This is a genomic window from Microbacterium sp. 69-10 (genome assembly GCF_001897945.1).
Taxonomy (GTDB): domain Bacteria; phylum Actinomycetota; class Actinomycetes; order Actinomycetales; family Microbacteriaceae; genus Microbacterium.
In genome coordinates this window covers 59,947-80,554 of the sequence record NZ_MKRT01000019.1, presented here as the reverse complement: position 1 = coordinate 80,554, position 20,608 = coordinate 59,947, and the positions used below count along the sequence as shown (strand labels likewise).

At 69.4% G+C, this 20,608-nt stretch carries 6 protein-coding genes; all 6 read left to right on the top strand.

Annotated features, from left to right (window positions below; genetic code table 11):
* On the top strand, window positions 1–766 hold a 766-nt coding region (locus BGN97_RS07830), incomplete at its 5' end, for an acyl-CoA dehydrogenase (protein ID WP_292699765.1).
* A 161-nt stretch (window positions 767–927) separates the two neighbouring features.
* Entirely contained in the window at window positions 928–1,326 is a 399-nt protein-coding gene (locus BGN97_RS07825; protein ID WP_292699763.1) for a cupin domain-containing protein, read from the top strand.
* A gap of 3 nt (window positions 1,327–1,329) precedes the next feature.
* Entirely contained in the window at window positions 1,330–1,905 is a 576-nt protein-coding gene (locus BGN97_RS07820; RefSeq protein WP_292699761.1) for a DNA-3-methyladenine glycosylase I, read from the top strand.
* Window positions 1,906–2,025: 120 nt separating this feature from the next.
* A complete protein-coding gene (locus tag BGN97_RS07815) occupies window positions 2,026–8,088 on the top strand; it encodes an Ig-like domain-containing protein (RefSeq protein WP_292699759.1) in 6,063 nt (2,020 codons plus the stop codon).
* A 145-nt stretch (window positions 8,089–8,233) separates the two neighbouring features.
* A complete protein-coding gene (locus BGN97_RS07810; protein WP_292699757.1) occupies window positions 8,234–14,332 on the top strand; it encodes an Ig-like domain-containing protein in 6,099 nt (2,032 codons plus the stop codon).
* Window positions 14,333–14,444: 112 nt separating this feature from the next.
* On the top strand, window positions 14,445–20,525 hold the full coding sequence (locus BGN97_RS07805) for an Ig-like domain-containing protein (protein ID WP_292699755.1): 6,081 nt from the start codon (window positions 14,445–14,447) through the stop codon (window positions 20,523–20,525).
* Window positions 20,526–20,608: the final 83 nt, after the last annotated feature.

Sequence of the window (20,608 nt, the reverse complement as noted above, 5' to 3'; positions counted from 1 at the left end):
CGAGGGCGACAACAACATCCTGCTGCAGCTGGTCGGCAAGCGTCTGCTCACCGACTACGCCAGGCAGTTCAAGGGCAAGGATGCTGCGGCCCTGGCCAGGTACGCGGTCGGGCAGACCGCCGACCGAGTGTTCCACGGCGCGGGGCTGCGCGCCCTCGGCCAGGCCGTCGCCGACCTGGGATCCACAGCCCGCTCGGTGGAGAACGGCCTGCGCGCCGAGCAGCAGCACGAGCTGCTCACCGAGCGCGTGCAGCAGATGGTCGCCGACATCGCCGGCCGGCTTCGCCCGGCGGGCAAGGACAAGGTCCTGGGTGAGAAGCTGTTCAACCAGAACCAGGCCGAGCTCATCGAAGCCGCCCGTGCGCACGGCGAGCTGCTGCAGTGGGAGGCGTTCACCGACGCGGTCAACGCGATCGAGGACGAGGACACCAAGCAGGTCATGACCTGGCTGCGCGACCTGTTCGGCCTGACGCTGATCGAGAAGCACCTCGCCTGGCACCTGATCAATGGCCGCCTGTCCACGCAGCGCGCGGCCGCGGTCTCGAGCTACATCGGCCGGCTGTGCCACCGCCTGCGTCCGCACGCCCTCGAACTGGTCGGCGCCTTCGGCTTCGAGCCCGAGCACGTGCGCGCCCCCATCGCGAGCGGCATCGAGCAGCAGCGCCAGGACGAGGCCCGCGCGCACTACGCCGCGCTCGCCGCCTCCGGCGAGGCGCCGATCTCGGAGAAGGAGCTGCGCAAGCAGGCCAAGCAGAAGCAGGGCTGAGTCTCGGGGCATCCGCGTGCATCTCCCGCGGGAATGTGCGCTTGCCGCGGACGAATGCCATGAATTCGTCCGCACGAGTTGCACATTCCCGCGCGAAGCGCACGGCCGGTGAGCAGGCTCGCGGATGCCTGGCCGTCCGACCCCCGCGATAGCCTGAGCGCATGAGCAACGTGACGCAGATCGGTGAACTCGCATCCTGGGGCGGCGAGAAGGGCAAGCAGTTCCTGGACAAGGAGATCGGCACGGAGTTCGCCGGCGTCTCGGTGAACACGACCGCTCCCGGTGGTGAGTCCCCGTTCTGGCACGCGCACGCGAAGATCGAGGAGATCTACATCGTCGTCGACGGCCGCGGCGAGTTCGCCCTCGGCGACGAGGTGCTCCCCCTCGAGGCCGGCACTGCGGTGCGCGTGGCTCCCGGAGTCATGCACGCGCTGCGCGCCCTGCCCGACAGCCCCTCGCCGATGCGCTGGCTGTGCATCCGCGCCGCCGGCCAGGAGCTCGCCTCCGTCGGCCATGACGCCGAGCTCGACCGCGAGCGCCCGTTCCCCTGGAACGCCTGACGCATGGCGTCTGTGCTGGCCGGTCCGGACGGCCGCGGGCGCTGCGCGTGGGTCGGTGACGACGTCGAGTACCGCCGCTACCACGACGAGGAGTGGGGCACCCCGCTGCACGGCGACCGCGCGCTGTTCGAGAAGATGTCGCTGGAAGGGTTCCAGGCGGGGTTGAGCTGGATCACGATCCTGCGCAAGCGCCCGCACTTCCGGGAGGTGTTCGCCGGCTTCGACCCGGCGCTGGTCGCCGAGTTCGGTGACGATGACGTGGAGCGGCTGATGGCGGATGCCGGGATCATCCGCAATCGCGCCAAGATCCTCGCCACGATCTCCAACGCCGCGCTGGTGCGCGAGATGGCGGACGGCGAGCTGGATGCCCTGATGTGGTCGTTCGCGCCCGCGACATCCGCCCGTCCACACACCTTCGACGACGTGCCCGCCGTCACGGCCGAGTCGACCGCGCTCAGCAAGGCGCTGAGGAAGCGCGGCTTCCGGTTCGTGGGCCCCACGACCATGTACGCGCTCATGCAGTCGGCCGGGATGGTCGACGACCACGTCGACGGATGCTGGCGGGCCGCAGCCCGCTGACCCCTGCGCGGTGGGATGGACACTTCTCCCCATGGGCCGTCCGCATCGCCGGGGTAGGGTGAAAGCGGCGCGCTGTCTGCGAGCCCAGGGGGGAATATCAGTATGAGGGTACTGAGTTGGATGCGCGCGCGTCCGAAGCGGCTGGCCGCCGGCGCCGGCGTCGCCATCGGCGCGGTGGTGCTGACGGGCATGGCCGTCGCCTATGACGGCCTCCCCACGACCAAGGTCGATCTGAACGACGCCGGCGTCTGGCTGACCAAGTCGTCGAGCCTGCTCGTCGGGCATTTCAACCACGAGTCGACCGTCCTCGACGGTGGACTGCGCACGGCCAGCGAGAGCTACGACGTGCTGCAGGACGAGTCCTCCATCCTGATCGTCGACAGCGGCAGCGGCACGATGGCGCCCGTCGATCCCGCTCGGGTAGCGCTCTCGGGTTCGGTCAAGCTCCCGGGCGACGCGGACGTGGCGCTCGGCCGGAACACGGTCGCCGTCATGGAGCGTTCCAGCGGACGGCTCTGGGTGCTTCCGTTCACGGGTCTCGCGAACTTCGAGCCCCGCAGCACCGACCCCGTCGCGACTCTCGGCAAGGACGCGGCGATCACCGTCGGCACTGACGGCACCGTGTACGGCGTCGCCGGCGGCAAGGGTGAGATCATCACCGTCACGACGGATGCCGGCGGAGAGCCGCTGGACGAGAAGTCCGTGTCCGTCGGCAAGATCGACAAGGCCGCGCGCCCGTCGATCACCGCCGTCGGCTCGACACCTGTCGTCCTGGACTCCGCGGGCACCGTGCTCGCCCCGGGTGGTCTGCGCGCCAAGGTCGCATCCGATGGATCAGCCGTGCTGCAGCAGGCATCGACGGCGACGGATGCTGTGACGGTGGCGACCTCGAACGCGCTCGTGCGTGTGCCGCTGGACGGTGCTGATCCCACCAGCACCACCATCCCCGGGAACGGCAATCCGGCCGCGCCCGTCTTCCTGCAGGGCTGCACCTACGGGGCCTGGGCTGGGTCGGCGCGGTTCATCCGCGACTGCGCGGGCAAGAGCTCCGACGTGTCCGAGCGGGTCCCCGGCGCCGAGGCCGCCACGCAGCTCATGTTCCGGGTGAACCGCGACGTGATCGTGCTCAACGACATCATCGGCGGCGCCGCCTGGCTGGCGGACGACAGCATGCAGCGCGTGGACGACTGGAGCATCCTCACCCCGCCCGAGGGCGAGGCGGAGGATGAGGAGAAGACCACCGAGGAGACCGTCGAGACCACGCTCCCGGAGCGCAAGAAGGAGAACACCCCGCCCACGGCCGAGGACGACCCGGATCTCGGTGTGCGCCCCGGCTCCACCACCATGCTGTCGGTGCTCGACAACGACAATGACCCCGACGGCGATGTGCTGGTGGCCTCGCTCGTCGGCGGACAGCCCTCGGTGGGCGAGGTGCAGCCCGTGCTCGACGGGGCTGCGCTGCAGATCGCCGTCCCCGAGGACGCGACAGGATCGGCATCCTTCCAGTACCAGGCCGACGACGGCCGCAGCGGAACGGACACCGCCACCGCGACCGTGTCCGTGCACCCCTGGAGCGAGAACTCGGCTCCCAAGCCGAAGCGCGTCACCAGACTCGCCATCGAGTCCGGCGGCACCATCTCGTACAACGTGCTTCCCGACTGGATCGACCCTGACGGTGACGACATCTTCCTGCGCGAGGTCGTCGCGGCGCCCGGGGACGAGGTCGAGTTCACCACCGGCGGGCAGATCACCTATCGCGCCGTGGGCAGCCTGCAGGGTCGCAAGGAGGTGCAGGTCACGGTCTCCGACGGACTCGGCGAGGAGGCGACCGCCGCCATCCTGCTCGATGTGCAGCCACCCGGCTCGACGCTCCCGAAGACCAACGCCGACCACGTCGTGACCCGTCCTGGCGTCGCCGTCACCGTCTCGCCGCTGACGAATGACGCCAGCTCCGGCCGCGAGCAGCTCCGGCTGGCCGGCGTCGACCCCGTCGACGGCGCAGACATCGAATCGGACTTCCCGAACAAGCAGTTCACCTTCAAGGCCCAGGCCACCGGCGTCTACTACGTGCAGTATCTGGTCGCTGCAGGACCCAACGCGGTTCCCGGCCTGGTGCGCGTGGATGTGCTGGACACCGCCGAGACCGAGCTGCCGCCGGTCGCCGTGCGCGACGTCGCGCTGCTGCCCGCGGGCGGCGAGGTCCTGCTCGATCCGCTGGCCAACGACACCGACCCGTCCGGCGGTGTGCTGGTGCTGCAGTCTGCGAGCATCGACGACGACTCCCGCGGCATCTCCGTCTCGGTGCTGGAGCATCAGACGTTGCGCATCGGAGACCAGGGCGGCCTGAGCGGACCCGCCCGGATCAAATACCGCATCTCCAACGGCGCGCGCTCGGCCGAAGGGGAGGTCGTGGTGCTTCCGATCCCGGCGCCGGATCGTATCCTCGCCCCTGTCGCGGTGGATGACCAGGCCGTCGTCCGCGTGGGCGATGTCGTGACGATCCCGGTGCTGAAGAACGACTCGCATCCGAGCGGCGACACCATCCACGTGGTCCCGCAGCTGGTGGAGCCACTCGTCGATCCCGCCGACGGCGAGATCTTCGTGTCGCAGGACACCGTGCGCTTCCGCGCCGGTGCAGAGCCGAAGACGGTGAACGCCACCTACGAGATCATCGACTCGATGGGGCAGAAGGCCGCGGCGTACATCCGCATCCAGATCGTCCCGATCGACAAGGACAAGAACGCAGCGCCCGTGCCGCGCGATCTCACTGTGCGCACGCTCAGCGGGTCCACGCAGCGCATCGCAATCCCGCTGGACGGCCTCGATCCCGACGGCGACTCCGTAGAATTGCTGGGAATCGGGTCCAGCCCGCAGAAGGGCCGCGTCGTCGAGACCGGGCAGGACTTCCTCGGCTATGAGGCGTTCGACGACGCCACAGGTGTGGACAGCTTCACCTATCGGGTGCGCGATCGGCTCGGGCGTGAGGGGACCGGCACCATCCGGGTCGGCATCGCCCCGCGCGAGACCGTCAACCAGGCGCCGTACGCGGTGAAGGACTCCGTGGTCGTGCGGCCCGATCGCGAGGTCGCTGTGCCGGTGCTGGCCAATGACTCCGATCCCGAGGGCGGGAAGATCTCGCTCGTGAAGAAGGGCCTGTCCCATCCGGATGTGGAGGGACTGAAAGCCCGCGTGTCCGGTGACCGGCTGCTGATCCGCGTGCCCGATCGGGAGCTCGAGACGTCGCTGCGGTACACGATCGTCGACGAACTCGGTGCCGAAGCCACCGCCGTCGTGCAGGTGACGGTCGACAAGGACGTGCCGCTGAAGGCCCCGATCGCCCGTGATGACCGGGTGCTGATGACGGACATCAAGGACGGCCCGACCGTCGACATCGACGTGCTCGCCAACGACGAGGACCCGGACGGCACCACACAGGCCCTCACCATCGACGTCGGCCAGGGCGGCACGGTGCGCCCGGACGGAAAGGTGCGGGTCGCGGTCGCGGATGAGGCGCAGATCGTGCGCTACACGATCACCGACCGCGACGATCAGAAGGCATCCGCCTTCATCTACGTCCCGGCGCTGGCGGACATGCGCCCGGTGCTCTCGAACGTCAAGCCGGTCACGGTCAAGAGCGGTGAGACGAAGGTTCTGCCGCTGAAGGACTACGTCACGGTGTTCGGCGGCGGTCAGGCGATGATCACCGAGGCCGCGAAGGTGGTCGCGCCGCACAGCAACGGCGCCGCACTCATCCAGGACGAGAACACGCTGGTCTACACCTCGGCCGAGGGCTTCTTCGGCAAGGACTCGCTGACCTTCGAGGTCACCGACGGCGCTCGGGTCGACGACCCGAAGGGACGCAAGGCCACCCTGACGATCCCGATCACCGTGCTGCCGCCGGACAACCAGCCGCCGACGTTCACCGATGCGCAGATGCAGGTCGCCCCCGGCGAGTCCGCGACGACGCTGGACCTGGCGGCCCTGGCATCCGATCCCGACCCCGACGACAAGGTGTCGTTCCGGCTCACCGGCGGTGCGGGCGACGGCATCACTGCGCAGGTCAGCGGCACGAAGCTGAGCGTCGAGGCGGCGAAGGACGTGCGCAAGGGCACGGTCGCGAACCTCGAGATCACCGCCACCGACGGCGAGACCGAACCGGTCACCGGACGGGTCACGGTGACCGTGACAGCATCCACTCGCGACCTCGCGATCGCGACGGACGACGTGCGCGACGAGGCCGATCAGGGCAAGACCCTGTCGATCCCGGTGCTGGAGAACGACATCAACCCGTTCCCCGACACCCCGCTGAAGATCGTCTCGGCCTCGCTGGAGACCGGCGACGGTGAGGTCACCACGAAGGGCGACCAGGTCGTCGTCACGCCCGGTGAGCACTTCGTCGGGGTGCTGGTCGCCCGATATCGGATTCAGGACGCGACGAAGGACCCCGACCGCGAGGTGGAGGGTCGCGTCCGGCTCACCGTGCAAGGCGTTCCCGATGCGCCAGGCACGCCGAGAGTGACCACCGTGAAGGACCGCACCGTGGTCCTGTCCTGGGCGTCTCCGGTGAACAACGGTGCCGAGATCACGAAGTACACGGTCCGCTCCGTGCAGGGCGGCGCGTACTCGAAGGAGTGCGACTCCACCACGTGCACGCTGGACAAGCTGACGAACAACGTCGAGTACGTCTTCCAGGTCACCGCGACCAACCGGGTCGGCGAGTCCAAGCCCTCGCCCTCCAGCGAGGTGGCGCGGCCTGACACCCGTCCCGATACACCCGGCGCGCCGCGACTGACGTTCGGGGACCACGAGCTGAAGGTCGCGTGGACCACGCCGAGCACGTCAGGATCGCCGGTCGAGTCGTACACGCTGCAGATCAGCCCCGCTCCGCCCTCCGGGCCTGCGGAGATCAGCGGTGTCACCGGCACCAGCACGGTGTGGAAGGGCCTGGAGAACGGGCGCGCCTACCAGGTGAGGATCCGTGCGCACAATCGTGCACCGGAACCGTCCGAGTGGAGCCTGTACTCGCTCGCTGAGACCCCGGCCGGTCCGCCGAAGGCGCCCGCGCAGCCGACGACGGCCGAGCTCGATCCGGTGGGATCCAAGGCGCAGATGCAGGTGAGATGGGTCGCTCCCGACAGCAACGGCGACAAGATCGCCGGCTACGAGCTGCAGGTCATGCAGGGCAGCACAGTGGTCAGGACGCTCAACCCGGCAGCGGGCGCGACGTCGCAGGCAGTGCAGGTCGACCCCTCCGAGACCGGCTATACCTTCCGCATCCGCGCGAGGAACAAGGCGGGCGACGGTGACTGGAGCCCGCCGTCTGCCGAGCGCCGCGGCGTACTCGCACCCGGTGCGCCCACGAACGTGAAGGCGACCCCGGGCGACAACACCGTGACCGTGGCCTACACCCCGGGCCCGCTCAACGGGGCGAAGGCGGGCGAGGTCAGTTACCAGTACCGCAATGGTGCCAACGGCGCGTGGAGTGCGATGCCCGGCGACAAAGTCATCCGCAGCGGCGTGCCGAACAACGGGACCTACACCATCTACGTGCGGGCGGTCTCGAACGTCGCCGGCACCACCTCGAAGGCCAGTCCCGCTTCGGCTCCGTCCAATGCGGCGATCCCGTATGGCAAGCCGGACGTGCCGAACCTGTCTGCGAGCGTCAGCGGCCAGACGATCACCTGGCACATCGGGGCGACCACGCGCAATGGGCGCGACTTCACCGTCACCTGGGCAGACAATCGAGGTCACTCCGGCAGCGTCGGAGCCGGTGGTGGCAACGTGCCGATCTCGTACGGCTGGAGCACCCCGGTGTCCTTCACGGTGACCGTGACGGACCAGCCCGCGGCCGGGCAGCCTGCCGGCGCGCAGACGAACGCCGTCACCGGGAACAGCGGCACCGGAGCCAAACCACTGCCCGAGGTGTGGGTCAGTCGCGGAGGTCCGGCGACCTGGGGGCCGAGTACGTGCCAGAACGTGCGCGTGACCGTCTCCAGTGACTTCCCGGCGGGCAGGTACGTCGTGGATGCATACAACAACGGCGTCTGGTTCGGGAACAACAAGGGCAATGCGGTGCAGGTCCCCGGAGACCTGGGGTCGTACGTGTGCCCCGGCGAGGCGGGCCACACGATCTCGGTGAGCATCCAGGGAGTGAACGCGACCGTCCATCCGGTCATCTGGTGAGTGCCGCAGGGTGATCGGGAGGGGGCGGCGCTCCCTCCCGATCATCGTCCTCGGGGCGGCGTCGTCTAGGATGAAGTCGCGCGCTCGGGATGGCGCGCGGCAACTGACATTGTGCGGGGGAATGCCGGTGAGAGTGCTGTCATGGGTGCGTGCGCGTCCGAAGACGCTTGCGGCGACTGCGGGCGTGCTGGCCGGCACCGTGGTGCTGACCGGTATGGCGCTCGCCTATGACGGGCAGCCGACCGCGAAGGTCGATCTGAACGACGCGGGCGTCTGGCTGACCAAGACCTCGAGCCTGCTGGTGGGGCACTTCAACCACGAGTCGACGGTGCTCGACGGGGGCCTGCGCACCAGCGGCGAGAACTACGACATCCTGCAGGCCGGTGCGACGGTGCTGGTCGCCGACCAGGGCAACTCCACGCTCACGGCGATCGACCCGGCCAACGTCGCGCTCACTGACAGCGCCGCGATCCCATCCGATGCGAAGGTCGCGCTGGGCTCGCGCACGGCCGCGGTGCTGGACCGCAAGTCCGGTGACCTCTGGGTGGTGGGCGCCTCATCCGTGTCGGGCTTCGACGTGAAGGGCACCAAGCCGCTCGCGGAGCTCGGCAAGGACGCCGATGTCGCCGTCGCGCAGGACGGCACGGTGTTCGGCCTGTCGGCCGAGCGCGGCGAGATCGTGACGATCCCCGTCGACCGGCAGGGCGACCCGCTGGCCTCGAGCACTGCATCCGTCGGCGAGATCGGCGCCTCGCCGCGTCCCTCGATCACGGCGGTCGGATCGACGCCGGTGGTTCTCGACGCCGCGGAGGGCGTGGTGACCGCGCCCGGCGGCGTCCGGGTCGAGCTCGCCGACCTCGGAGCCGGGTCGCTGAAGGATGCTGTGCTGCAGCAGGCGTCGGCCCAGGCGGACGCCGTCGCCCTCGCCACGGCGCAGACGCTGATCGAGATCCCGCTGGACGGGGCGAAGCCCGTCGTGCGGAGAGCCGGCGGCACGGGGATCCCCGCTGCTCCGGTGTTCCTGCAGGGCTGCACCTACGGAGCCTGGGGCGGCTCGGGCCGCTTCCTGCGCGACTGCGCGGGAGACGCGGACGACGTGGCCGCCGACATCCCGGGCGCGGAGCAGAGCACGCACCTGACCTTCCGCGTGAACCGCGACGTGATCGTGCTCAACGACGTCGTGGGCGGAGAGGCCTGGCTCGCGGACGACAGCCTGCAGAAGGTCGACGACTGGAGCATCCTGACCCCGCCCGAGGGCGACGCCGAGGACGAGGAGAAGACCACCGAGGAGACGGTGGAGACCTCGCTGCCCGAGCGCAAGCCCGAGAACACGCCCCCGGTGGCCGAGGACGACCCCGATCTGGGCGCACGTCCCGGCGGCACCACGCTGCTGCCGGTGCTGGACAACGACAACGACCCCGACGGCGATGTGCTGGTCGCCACGCTGGACGACGCGCAGCCCCAGGTCGGCGAGGTGCAGCCGATCCTCAACGGCGCGGCGCTGCAGATCCTTGTGCCCGACGACGCGAAGGGCTCGGCGACGTTCCGCTACAAGGTCGACGACGGACGCCCGTCCGGCACCGACACCGCGAACGCCACCGTCACGGTCTACCCCTGGGACGTCAACACGGCGCCCAAGCCCAAGCGCAAGGCCAAGCTGTCCGTCGAGTCGGGCGGCACGCTCTCGTACGGCGTGCTCGCCGACTGGATCGATCCCGAGGGCGACGATCTGTACCTGCTGAACGTGACCCCGGCGCCGGGTGACGAGGTGGACTTCACCACCGACGGCCAGATGACCTACCGCGCGGTGGGCAGCCTGCAGGGCCGCAAGGAGATCGAGGTCGTGGTGGCGGATGCCCTGGGCGAGACCGCCACGGGAAAGATCACGCTGGACGTCAAGCCCGCCGGGACGACCGTCCCGGTGACCAACGCCGACCACGTGGTGACCCGTGTCGGCGAGACCGCCACGGTGTCCCCGACCGCCAACGACACGAGCACGGGCCGTGACGAGCTGCGACTCACCCGTGTCGAGCCGCTGGACGGCGTGCAGATCGTGCCCGACTATCCGAAGAAGCAGTTCGGGTTCAAGGCATCCGCTCCCGGCGTCTACTACGTGCAGTACCTGGTCTCGGCCGGGCAGGCGGATGCCAAGGGCATCGTGCGCGTCGATGTGCTGGACGAGATGGCGTCCGAGCTGCCGCCGGTCGCGGTGCGCGACGTCGCGCTGCTGCCCAAGGGCAAGGAGGCGCTCGTCGATGTGCTCGCGAACGACTCCGATCCCGCCGGCGGCGTGCTGGTCGTGCAGTCCGTCACGGTGCCGCCGCACGGCGGCATCGACGTCTCGGTCCTGAACCACAGCACCCTGCGCATCGGCGACCAGGGCGCCCTCGACCAGCCCGTGAAGATCCGGTACACGATCTCGAACGGCTCCAAGTCGGCGCAGGGCGACGTCACCGTGATCCCGATCCCGGCACCCACCAAGCTCGCCGCCCCGGTCACGCACGATGACGAGGCCGTGGTCCGCGTCGGCGACGTGGTCACGATCCCGGTGCTGGACAACGACGTGCATCCGAACGGCGACGTGCTGCACGTCGCACCGGACCTGATCGAGCCGCTGGTCGACCCGAAGGACGGCGAGGCTTTCGTCTCGCAGGACTCGGTGCGCTTCCGGGCGGGCGGTGAGCCCCGCACGGTCTACCTCACCTACGAAGCCGTCGATTCGATGAATCAGAAGGCCGGCGGACACGTCACCATTCAGATCCTCCCCGTGGACGAACAGGCCAACGCCGCTCCGCGGCCGCGCGATCTGACCGCACGCGCGCTGTCCGGCGGGAGCATCCGCATCCCGATCCCGCTCGACGGGATCGACGCCGACGGCGACTCGGTCGAGCTGCTCGGCCAGGACGTCGCCCCGATCAAGGGGCGCATCACCGAGACCGGCAGCAACTTCCTGGAGTACCAGGCCTTCGCCGACGCGACGGGAGTGGACACCTTCACCTACCGCGTGCGCGACCGTCTCGGCGCCGAGGGCACGGCCACGATCCGCGTGGGGGTCGCGCCGCCGGAGTCGACGAACCAGTCCCCGTACGCGGTGAAGGATGCCGTCATCGTGCGCCCCGGCCGTTCCGTCGCCGTCCCCGCGCTCGCCAACGACTCCGATCCGGACGGCGACGAGATCCGCCTCGTGAAGGACGGCATCCAGGTGCCCCCGGACAGCGGCATCACCGCCAAGGCATCCGGCGACCGGGTTGTCGTGAAGGTGCCCGACCACGAGCTCGAGGCGTCGCTGCAGTACACGATCCGCGACGCGAGGGGAGCCGAGGCGACCGCTCCGATCCTGGTGAAGGTCGACAAGAACGTTCCCCTGATGACCCCGATCGCCCGCGACGACCGCGTGCGGGTGGAGGACCTGAAGGACTCCCTCACCACCGACGTCGACATCCTCGGCAACGACGAGGATCCGGACGGCACGGTCGAGGGGCTGAAGGTCGCCGTCGAGGACGGCGGGCGGCTGCTGGGCGACCGCAAGGTGCGCGTGACGGTCACCGACAAGCGCCAGCTGGTGCGCTACACGGTCACCGATCAGGACGGCCTGACGGCATCCGCGTTCATCTTCGTCCCCTCGATCAGCGAGCTGCGCCCCGTGCTGCGCTCGACCAAGCCGGTCGAGGTCAAGAGCGGCGAGACCAAGGAGCTCAAGCTCTCCGAGTACGTGATGGTCGCGGGCGGCGGCGCGGTGCGCCTGACCGAGGCGTCGAAGATCAGCGCCGGCCACGGCAACGGCGACTCGCTCATCAAGGACGAGACCACGCTGGTCTACACCTCGAAGAAGGGCTACTTCGGCGACGACGCGGTGAGCTTCGAGGTCACCGACGGCAAGACCGTCGAAGACCCCGCCGGGCGCAAGAGCACGCTGTCCATCCCGATCACGGTCCTGCCGCCCGAGAACCAGCCGCCAGTGTTCGTGAACGGCCAGGTGGACGTCGCACCGGGCGAGAAGGCGACGCCCCTGGATCTCGCCGCCCTTACGACGGATCCCGACAAGGCGGATGCCGAAAAGATCACCTACCGCATCACGGGCGACCCCGGTGAGGGCGTGACCGCGCGACTCGACGGCAAGAGGCTGCTGGTCGAAGCAGGCACCTCGACGCCGAAGGGCACCAGCACGTCGGTGAAGCTGAGCATCACCGACGGCACGACCGAGCCGGTCGAGGGGACGGTCGCGGTGCGCGTCATCGCGTCGACGCGCAGCCTTCCGGTGGCGAGCCCCGACACACTCGATCAAGCCGATCAGGGCAAGAGCTACAAGATCCCCGTGCTGGCGAACGACATCAACCCGTTCGCCGACGAGGGCACTCCGCTGAAGCTGCTTTCCGCGACGGTGGAGAGCGGCGATGGCGGGGTGAAGGTCGTCGGCGATCAGGTCGAGGTGACGCCCGGAGTGAAGTTCGTGGGTGTGCTGGTGGTGCGCTACCGGATCCAGGATGCGACGAAGGACCCCGACCGCGAGGTCGACGGCCGGATCACCATGACCGTGCAGGGTGTGCCGGATGCTCCGGGTGTGCCGCGGGTGACCACGGTCGAGGACCGCACGGTGGTGCTGAACTGGTCTGCCCCGTCGAACAACGGCGCCGAGATCGACCACTACACGGTCACCTCCGTCAGCGGCCGTCCCTACACGAAGACCTGCGAGTCGACGACGTGCACCCTGGACGGGCTGGTCAACAACGTCGAGTACACGTTCAAGGTCACGGCGCACAACCGCGTCGGCGATGGGCCGGAGTCTCCGGTGTCCGAGCCCGCGCGCCCCGACGTGCGGCCCGAGCGCCCGCTGCCGCCGACGCTGGTGTTCGGCGACCAGTCGGTGAAGGTGTCCTGGACCACCCCGCAGTCCAACGGCTCGCCGGTCGACTCCTACACGCTGCAGATCTCCCCGGCGCCGCTGCGCGGAGCATCCGAGAAGACCGGCGTGACCGGGAACAGCATCGTCTGGGACGGTCTGGAGAACGGCACCAGCTACCAGGTTCGGGTGCAGGCGCACAACCAGGCACCGGATCCGTCCGACTTCAGTGTCTACTCGCAGCCCGAGATCCCCGCCGGGAAGCCCGGTGCGGTCGCGGCTCCGACGGTGAGCAGTGCGCCCTCGGTGGGCAGTGAGGCGCAGATGACGGTGCGCTGGGGCGACGCCGATCCGAACGGTGACGCGGTCAAGAACTACGATCTGCTGATCTACCGCGGCGGTTCGCTGTTCCAGACCCTGGCGGTGGGCACCGCGACGTCGAAGACGGTCTCGGTCCCGACGAACTCGTCCGACTACACCTATGCGGTGAAGGCGACGAACAAGGCCGGCACGGGCGCGCTGAGCCCGCAGTCCACCCCGCAGCGGGCGTTCGGCACGCCGGGCGCGCCGACGAACGTCGTCGCGAAGGAAGGGGACCGGCAGATCACCGTCACCTTCACCAAGCCCGACTTCAACGGCGCCAAGGACGGCGAGATCAGGTATCAGTACTCGCTGAACGGCGGTACCTGGATGGACTGGAACGGCACCAGTGCGATCGCGGCGGCCAACGGCACGCCCTATACGGTCAGGCTGCGGGCGTACTCTGTCGTCGGCGGACAGCAATCGCAGGCCGGTAAGGAGTCCGCCCCCTCGAATCAGGTGACCCCGTACGGGACGCCCCATGCGCCGACCGGCAGCGCGACGAATCTCGGCCAGGCGATCCGGCTCGCCTGGAACGCGAGCGGCTCGGACAACGGACGCCCCGTAACGACCTACATCAGCATCGACGGCGGCGGGTGGCAGCAGGTCGCGACCACGGGCAGCCGTGACGTCGGCAACGGCTACAGCCAGACGCACAGCATCCGGGTGCGCACGGTCGCCAACCCGGGCGGTGAGGCGCTGTCCCCGGTGTACTCGGCCACGACCAACGCGCCGCCTCAGCCGTCCGCGCAGACCGTGCGAGGAACCCTGGCGGTCGATCACGGCTCGCTGAACGGCTACAGCTGCGCCGCCGATACCTGCTACTACGTCGCGGCGGACACCGCGAACTTTCCCGCCGGCAACTATCGCGTCACCTGCTATGCGAACGGATCGGCGTTCAGCTCGTCGTACAGCACGCAGTACGTCCCGGCCAACGGCCGGGTGCAGGCGACGTGCTGGACGGGCGGCAACTCCGGTGGCGACTACAACATCCAGCTCTACATCGAGGGCTGGGGACTCGCCGCGCCGACGAACTGGCAATGACGGCCCGCGGCGGTGGCCGCGGGCACGGGTAGTACTCCCCATCCACCTGTGTGCCGTGCGGCACGTAGGCTGACACGGGCGCTGGAAGGCGCGCCGAGGGAGAGCTGCCGGCATGAGACTGATGACGTGGGCGCGTGCGCGTCCGAAGACCCTTGCCGCCACTGCCGGCGTGCTCACAGGCAGCGTGGTGCTCACCGGCATGGCCCTCGCCTATGACGGCCTCCCCACGGCCAAGGTCGAGCTCAACGACGCGGGCGTCTGGCTGACCAAGTCCTCGAAGCTGCTCGTCGGCCACTTCAATCACGAGTCCACCGTGCTCGACGGCGGTCTGCGCACGAGCAGCGAGGACTACGACATCCTCCAGAACGGCCCGACCGTGCTGGTCGTCGATCACGGCAACTCCACGCTGACCGCCGTCGACCCCGCCAACGTCTCCCTCACCGACAGCGCGACGATCCCGGGCGACGCGAAGGTCGCGCTCGGCGACCGCACCGCCGCCGTGCTGGACCGCGCATCCGGGTCGCTGTGGGTGCTCGGCGCGAGCGAGATCGCCGGCTTCGACATCAAGGGTGCGGACCCGATCGCCAAGCTCGGCGCGAACGCCGACGTCACCGTCGCGCACGACGGCACGGTGTTCGCGGTGTCCCCGAAGGACGGCGACATCGTCACCGTCCCCGTCGACGATCAGGGCGCCGCGATCGACCCGAAGACCTCCGCCCTGGACGGCGTCAAGGGCGCCTCCGAGCCCTCCATCACCGCCGTCGGCGATGTGCCGGTCGTGCTGAACCCCTCGGACGGGACCGTCCTGGCGGCCGGCGTGCGCGCCGAGCTCGAGGATGCGAAGGATGCCGTGCTGCAGCAGGCATCCGCGGCCACGGATGCCGTGGCCGTCGCGACATCCGCCGGTCTGGTCCGCATTCCCCTGCACGGCGGCGAGGCCACGACGGTGAAGGCGGGCGGCACGGGCACGCCCGCGGCGCCGGTGTTCCTCGAGGGCTGCACCTACGGCGCCTGGGGCGGCTCGGCCCGGTTCGTGCGCGACTGCGCGGGGGAGCGCAACGACGTCGCCGCGAAGATCCCCGGCGCGGAGAGCAGCTCGCGCCTCATGTTCCGCGTGAACCGCGACGTGATCGTGCTCAACGACGTGATCGGCGGAGAGGCCTGGCTGGCGGATGACAGCCTGCAGCGCGTCGACGACTGGAGCATCCTGACCCCGCCCGAGGGCGAGGCGGAGGACCAGGACGAGTCCACCCAGGAGACCGTCGAGACCTCGCTCCCCGAGCGCAAGGAGGAGAACACGCCTCCGGTGGCCGAGGACGACAGGCTCGGCGTGCGTCCCGGCGGCACGACGCTGCTGCCGGTGCTCGACAACGACAACGACTCGGACGGCGACGTGCTCGTCGCGACGCTGGCGGGTGCCCAGCCGTCCATCGGCGAGGTGCAGCCGATCCTGAACGGCGCCGCCCTGCAGATCATGGCCCCCGACGACGCGTCCGGAACCGCGGCGTTCACCTACCAGGTGGATGACGGCCGCGCCAACGGCACCGACACGGCCACGGTCACCGCGACCGTGTTCGACTGGGACACCAACACGGCGCCCAAGCAGAAGCGCAAGCCCAAGACCTCCGTAGAGTCGGGCGGAACGCTGTCGTACAACGTGCTGCAGGACTGGATCGACCCCGAGGGCGACGACCTCTACCTCAAGAGCGTCGTCGCGGCGGACGGCGACGAGGTCGAGTTCACCACCGACGGCCAGATGACCTACCGGGCCGTCGGCAGCCTGCAGGGCCGCAAGGAGATCGAGGTCGCTGTCGCGGATGCCCTGGGCGAGGCCGCCACCGGCACGATCATCCTCGACGTGAAGCCCGCCGGCACGACCGCCCCGGTCACCAACGCCGATCACATCGTGACCCGGGTGGGCGAGACCGCGACGGTGGCGCCGCTGGCCAACGACTCCAGCTCCGGTCGTGACGAGCTGCGGCTCACCCGTGTCGAGCCGCTCGACGGCGTGACCGTCCTGCCTGACTACCCGAAGAAGCAGTTCGCCTTCAAGTCGAACGCCCCTGGCGTCTACTACGTGCAGTACCAGGCATCGGCGGGCCAGGCGGATGCCAAGGGCATCGTGCGCGTCGACGTGCTCGACAAGCAGGAATCGGAGCTCCCTCCGGTCGCCGTGCGCGACGTCGCCCTTCTGCCGACGGGCAAGGAGGCGCTGGTCGGCGTGCTCGCGAACGACTCCGACCCCGCGGGCGGCGTGCTGGTCGTGCAGTCGGTCTCCGTGCCTCCGCACGGCGGTGTCGCGGTGTCGGTGCTGAACCACGAGACCCTGAGGATCACCGATCAGGGCGCTCTCGACGAGCCCGTCAAGATCACGTACCGCATCTCCAACGGGTCGAAGTCCGCAGAGGGCGACGTGACCGTGGTGCCGATCCCCGCTCCGTCCAAGATCACGCCGCCGGTCACTCACGACGACGAGGCCGTCGTCCGCGTCGGCGACGTCGTGACGATCCCCGTGCTCGAGAACGACGTGCACCCCAACGGCGACGTGATGCACGTCGCGCCTGACCTGGTCGAGCCTCTGGTGGACCCGAAGGACGGCGAGGCGTTCGTCTCGCAGGACACCGTGCGCTTCCGTGCCGGGAAGCAGCCTGGCACCGTGTACCTCACCTACGAGGCCGTCGACTCGATGGGGCAGAAGGCGGGTGGCCACGTCACCGTGCAGGTGCTCCCCGTGGACGGCGAGGTCAACGCACCGCCGCGTCCGCGCGATCTGACCGCCCGCGTCCTGGCCGGCACCAGCATCCGCATCCCGGTCCCGCTCGACGGGATCGACGTGGACGGCGACTCCGTCGAGCTGCTGGGCCAGGACATCGCACCGACCAAGGGGCGGATCACCGAGACCGGCGGCGACTTCCTGGAGTACGAGGCCTTCAAGGGCTCCGCGGGCGTCGACACCATCGTCTACCGCGTGCGCGATCGCCTGGGCGGCGAGGGCACGGCGACGATCCGCGTCGGCATCGCCCCCGCCGAGGCGACCAACCAGGCGCCGTTCGCGGTGAAGGACACCGTGGTGGTGCGCCCCGGCCGCTCTGTGGCGGTCCCGGTGCTGGCGAACGACTCCGACCCCGAGGGCGATGAGATCCGCCTGGTCAAGGACGGCATCGAGACGCCGAAGGACTCCGGGATCACGGCGAGGGCATCCGGCGACCGCGTGGTCGTCAAGGTTCCCGACCGCGAGCTCGACGCATCCCTGCAGTACACGATCCGCGACTCCAATGGCGCTGAGGCGGATGCTCCGATCCTGGTCACCGTTGACCAGGACGTCCCGCTCATGACGCCGGTCGCCCGCGACGACCGCCTGCGCGTCGAGGACCTCGAGGACTCGCTCTCCGCCGACATCGACATCCTCGCCAACGACGAGGATCCGGACGGCACGGTCGAGGCGCTGAAGGTGGCCGTCGACGGCGGTGCGAAGCCGGTCGGCGATCGCAAGGTCCGCGTGAGCGTGACCGACCAGCGTCAGCTGATCCGGTACACGATCACCGACCAGGACGAGCAGACCGCTTCTGCGTTCATCTTCGTCCCCGCGCTCAGCGAGCTGCGTCCGGCGCTGCGCTCGACCAAGCCGGTCGAGGTCAAGAGCGGTGAGACGAAGGAGCTCGAGCTCGCCGACTACGTCACCGTCGCCGGCGGCGGGAACGTGCGTCTCACGGAGGCATCGAAGGTCAGCGCCGGTCACGGCAACGGAGACACCCTGATCAAGGACGAGACCACCCTGGTCTACACGTCCGAGAAGGGCTACTTCGGCAAGGACTCGCTGAGCTTCGAGGTGACGGACGGGAAGACCGTCGAGGACCCCGAGGGTCGCAAGAGCACGCTGTCGATCCCGATCACGGTGCTGCCGCCCGACAACCAGCCGCCCGTGTTCGTGAACGGGCAGATCGACGTCGCCCCGGGCGAGGATGCGACGTCCATCGACCTCGCCGCGCTGACCACCGATCCGGACAAGGGCGATGCGGGGAAGATCCGCTACAGCATCACCGATCGCCCCGGCGACGGCCTGAACGCGCGTCTGGACGGGAGCAAGCTCCTGGTCGATGCGTCGGCGACCACGCCCAAGGGCACGACGGCGACCGTCGGGCTGAGCATCACGGACGGCACCACGGAGGCTGTCGAGGGCAGCGTGACGGTCACGGTGACGGCATCCACTCGTCCGCTCGCGGTCGCCGGTCCCGACAACGTCGACGAGGCCGACCAGGGCAAGACGATCACGGTCCCCGTGCTGCAGAACGACATCAATCCCTTCGAGGCCGATGGGAAGCCCCTGAAGGTCCTCTCCGCAGATCGTGAGAGCGGCAACGGCGACGCGAGGGTCGTGGGCGACCGCGTCGAGGTCACGCCGGCGTCGGACTTCGTGGGTGTGATGGTGGTGCGCTACCGGATCCAGGATGCGACCAAGGACGCCGATCGTGAGGTCGACGGCCGCATCACGGTGACGGTGCAGGGTGTGCCGGACGCTCCGGGTGTGCCGCGGGTGACGACGGTCGAGGACCGCACGGTGGTGCTGAACTGGTCGGCCCCGTCGAACAACGGCGCCGAGATCGATCACTGCACGGTGACCTCGGTGGGCGGTCGCTCCTACACCAAGACGTGCACCTCGACGACGTGCACCCTGGACGGGCTGACGAACAACGTCGAGTACACCTTCCAGGTGACCGCGCACAACCGGGTGGGCGACGGCCCCGCATCTCCGGCATCCGAGCCCGCGCGGCCGGATGTGCGCCCGGAGACTCCGCTGCCGCCGAAGCTGGTGTTCGGTGACAAGTCGTTGAAGGTGTCGTGGACGCCTCCGCAGTCGAACGGTTCACCGGTCGACTCCTACACGCTGCAGATCTCGCCCGCGCCGTTGAGCGGCTCATCGGAGCGGAAGGTCGGCAATGTCGCGTCGCTGACCTGGGACGGTCTGGAGAACGGCACGAACTATCAGGTGCGGGTGCAGGCGCACAACCAGGCACCCGACCCCTCCGACTACAGCGTCTGGTCGCTGGGTGAGACGCCCGCCGGTGTCCCGGGCACGGTCGCCGCCCCCACCGTGAGCAGCGCCCCGTCGGTGGGCAGCGAGGCGCAGATGACGGTGCGCTGGGGCGACGCGAACCCGAACGGCGACGCGGTCAAGAACTATGATCTGCTGATCTACCGCGGCGGTTCGCTGTTCCAGACCCTGGCGGTGGGCACCGCGACGTCGAAGACCGTCTCCGTCCCGACGAACTCGTCCGACTACAGCTATGCGGTGAAGGCGACGAACAAGGCCGGCACGAGCGCCGCGAGCCCGCAGTCCACTCCGCAGCGCGCGTTCGGATCCCCCGGAGCTCCGACGAACGTGAAGGCGACGCCGGGCGATCAGAAGATCACGGTGACGTACACGATGTCCGACTCGGCGCTCAATGGCGCCAAGCGCGAGGAGATCCGGTACCAGTACCTGCTCTCGGGCGGGGCGTGGACGAACTGGAACGGCAGCAGTGCCATTCCGGCCAGCAACGGAACCGACTACACCGTCAAGCTGCGCGCGTACTCGGTGGTCGGCGGTCAGCAGTCCCAGCCCGGGGCGGCGTCCGCCGCATCCAACACCGTGCGGCCGTACGGCACCCCGCATCCGCCGACCGGGTCGGCGTCCAAGTCCGGCGATCAGCAGATCAAGCTCACCTGGAACGCCGGCGGCTCCGACAACGGCTACCCCGTCACCACGTACATCAGCGTGGACGGCGGCGGCTGGCAGAAGGTGGCCACCACCGGCAGCAAGATCGTCGGCAACGGCTACAACCAGACGCACAGCATCCGGGTCAAGGCCGTCGCCAGCCCCGGCGGCGAGTCGCTCTCGCCGACGTACAGCGCCACCACGAGTGCGCCGCCCTCGCCCAAGATCTGGGTCACGAAGGGCGACTACGTCAGCGGCTGCGTCAACGGCTGCTACAAGTTCAAGGTCAACTGGGAGAACGCCAACCTCGGCAGCGTCACCGTCAAGTGCATGAAGGACGGCGGGCAGATCGGTTCCTCCGCGTACCCTGTGAGCATGAACGGCAGCGGCAGCGCACAGCTCAGTTGCTGGCAGGGCAGCGACAACCTCAACGTGTGGGTCGACGTCGTGGGCTGGGGTGACAGCGTCGACACCGAGAAACGGTACTGGGCCAAATAGCCGGGCGTGATGTCCGGGACCTCGGTCGCACCCGTTGCGGGGAGGCTCGTGCACGGGTAGTCCTGCCCATGCTCCGGCAGTGG

What these genes read in the sequence shown, in the direction of transcription:
- BGN97_RS07820 (WP_292699761.1), top strand. Translation starts at nt 1,330, where the DNA reads ATGGCGTCTGTGCTGGCCGGTCCGGACGGCCGCGGGCGCTGCGCGTGG.
- BGN97_RS07815 (WP_292699759.1), top strand. Translation starts at nt 2,026, where the DNA reads ATGCGCGCGCGTCCGAAGCGGCTGGCCGCCGGCGCCGGCGTCGCCATC.
- BGN97_RS07805 (WP_292699755.1), top strand. Translation starts at nt 14,445, where the DNA reads ATGAGACTGATGACGTGGGCGCGTGCGCGTCCGAAGACCCTTGCCGCC.
- BGN97_RS07825 (WP_292699763.1), top strand. Translation starts at nt 928, where the DNA reads ATGAGCAACGTGACGCAGATCGGTGAACTCGCATCCTGGGGCGGCGAG.